This window comes from Streptomyces sp. NPDC054841 (genome assembly GCF_053611045.1).
On the sequence record NZ_JBSGZO010000773.1, the window covers coordinates 1 to 2,476 of the forward strand.

The following is a 2,476-nucleotide window of genomic DNA, read 5'->3' on the forward strand; positions in this document are numbered from 1 at the left end:
CGGCACGACAGGTCTGTCTGGGGGATGGTCATGAGCGGTCGCGGAAGGCTCGCCCTGTGCGCCTTCGCCGCCACGCTGATGGCGGCGTGCGCACTGCTGCCGCTGGTCGATCCGTTTACGTGGATGCTGCAGGCCGCGTTCCTGCTGGCAATGGTCAGCGGGGCCGGCGCGCTGGCCCGGCGGGTGCCGCTGGCGCGGCCGCTGACCGTGGCGGCACAGGCGGTCCTCGTGCTGCTCATGCTCACCCTGGTCTTCGCCAGGGAGCAGGCCGTCATCGGACTGATCCCCGGACCCGACGTCTTCACCCACTTCGCCGACCTGCTGTCCGCGGGCGCCGGTGACGTGGGCCAGTACGCGATCCCGGCGCCGGCCACCGAAGGCATCCGGCTGATGCTGGTCGGCGGGGTGCTGGTGATCGGGCTGGCGGTGGACGCGCTCGCGGTGACCTACCGCAGCGCCGCCCCGGCCGGTCTGCCGCTGCTCGCGCTGTACTCGGTGGCGGCCGGGCTGTCCGGCGGCGGCGCGAGCTGGCTGACGTTCCTGCTGGCGGCTTCGGGCTATCTGCTGCTTCTGCTGGCCGAGGGCCGGGACCGGCTCTCCCAGTGGGGCCGGGTGTTCGGCGGCGCTCCGCCGCGCGGTGCGGCCGGGTTCGACACGGGCGACAGGCCGGCGCAGGCGCCGGTGCGTACCGGCCGGCGGATCGGTGTGGTCGCGCTGGGCGTCGCGCTCGTCGTCCCGGCGGCGTTGCCCGCTCTGGGCAGCGGGCTGCTGGGCAACACCGGCACCGGTACGGGAGACGGCCCGGGCGGCGGCACGATCAATGCGGTGAACCCGGTGGTGACGCTGCAGGACAGCCTCAACCAGCCCGAGGCCCGCGAGTGGCTGAAGTACAAGACCAACGCGGGCTCCACAGGCGACATGTATCTGCGGATCATGGCGCTGGATCAGTTCGACGGCGGCGCGTGGAAGTTCTCGGTGCGCAAGGTCACCGACATCCCCGACCGGCTCCCCCGGCCGGACGGTCTGAGCGAGAGCGTCAACACGACCGAGATCAGGACGAACGTGTCCGCCGCGGAGTCGTACAAGCAGGGCTGGCTGCCGATGCCGTATCCGGCGACCAAGGTGGGTGTCGGCGGGAACTGGCGTTTCGACCCCGCCAGGCGGACCATCGTCGGCGACCACAAGCAGACGACCGGCGGACTGCAGTACTCGGTCAACAGCCTCCAGGTGAAACCGACGGCGGAGCAGCTCGCCCGGGCTCCCAAGGCTCCCGCGTCGGTGCTGCGTGAGTACGCGAAGGTGCCCGACTCGCTGCCGGCCGACGTGCCGGCCACGGCGCGCCAGGTGACGAAGGGCTCGACGAACGACTACGAGCGGGCCGTCAAGCTCCAGGACTACTTCGCCGTGAACGGCGGCTTCACCTACGACACCGAGGTGGACTCGGGCGGTGGCGTCCAGGCGATCTCCCGCTTCCTGAAGAACAAAGAAGGTTTCTGCATCCACTTCTCGTTCTCCATGGCCGCGATGGCACGGACCTTGGGGATCCCGGCGCGGGTCGCCGTGGGCTTCACCCCCGGTACCCCCAGTGCGGGCGGGGCGATGTCGGTCAGCAACCGCGACGCCCACGCCTGGCCCGAGCTGTACTTCGAGGGTGTGGGGTGGACGAGGTTCGAGCCGACGCCGACCCGGGGCAGTGTCCCCGACTACACCCGTCCCGGCACCCCGTCGGGCGGTCCGACGAGTCCGGCGGAGCCGTCGGCTAGCGCCTCCGTGGCGCTGCCCGCCGTCCCCTCGCAGTCGGACAGCTGCTCGCCGCAGGACCGCCGGCTCGGGGAGTGCGGGGCCGCGGCGCCGCAGGACGTGCTGCCGCCCACCGAGGAGGGGGTGTCGCTGCAGACGATCCTCCTGTGGATCGCTGCGGGGGCCGGCGTGGTGCTCATACCGCTGCTGCCGCTGCTGTGGCGGCTGCGGGTACGGACCCGCCGGCTCGGCTCCGACGGGCGTACGCCCGAGGACGCCACCGCCCGGACCCTGGCGGCCTGGGAGGAGATCGCCGACACGGCCTGGGACCACGGCGTCCTGCCGGACGAGTCGCAGACGCCGCGCAAGGCCGCCGCGCGCATCGTGCGGCTCGGCCGCCTGGAGGGCGCGCCCGCCGACTCGGTGCACCGAGTGGCCCACGCTGTGGAGCAGGTGCTGTACGCGCCGAACCCCCGGCCCGGCACGGGCCTGGCCGACGAAGTGGCACGGGTCCGTACGGGGCTGACCGCCTCGGCGAGCCGGGGGACACGGCTGCGTGCCCTGTTCCTGCCGCGCTCGACGGTCCGGTTGGCGTGGGCGTTCTCGGAGCGGTGGAACGCGCTCACGGACCGCTGGACGGCTGCCCGGCGCCGCCTTGTGGACCGTTGGACGGCACAGCTGCGGAGGCCGTCCCGGCAGCGCGGCTGACGAGGGGCGGCGTCCGGCCGGGCGGGGT

General features: G+C 73.1%; 1 protein-coding gene. It reads left to right on the plus strand.

What is annotated here, in order from left to right:
- The first annotated feature begins 30 nt into the window (after positions 1-30).
- Positions 31-2,448 carry a transglutaminase TgpA family protein gene (locus tag ACWGI8_RS43020; RefSeq protein ID WP_453668914.1) on the plus strand — a complete coding sequence of 806 codons (2,418 nt, stop codon included), beginning with the start codon at positions 31-33 and terminating at the stop codon, positions 2,446-2,448.
- Positions 2,449-2,476 lie beyond the last annotated feature (28 nt).

Coding starts and splice junctions, on each gene's coding strand:
- ACWGI8_RS43020 (WP_453668914.1), top strand. CDS start 31: ATGAGCGGTCGCGGAAGGCTCGCCCTGTGCGCCTTCGCCGCCACGCTG.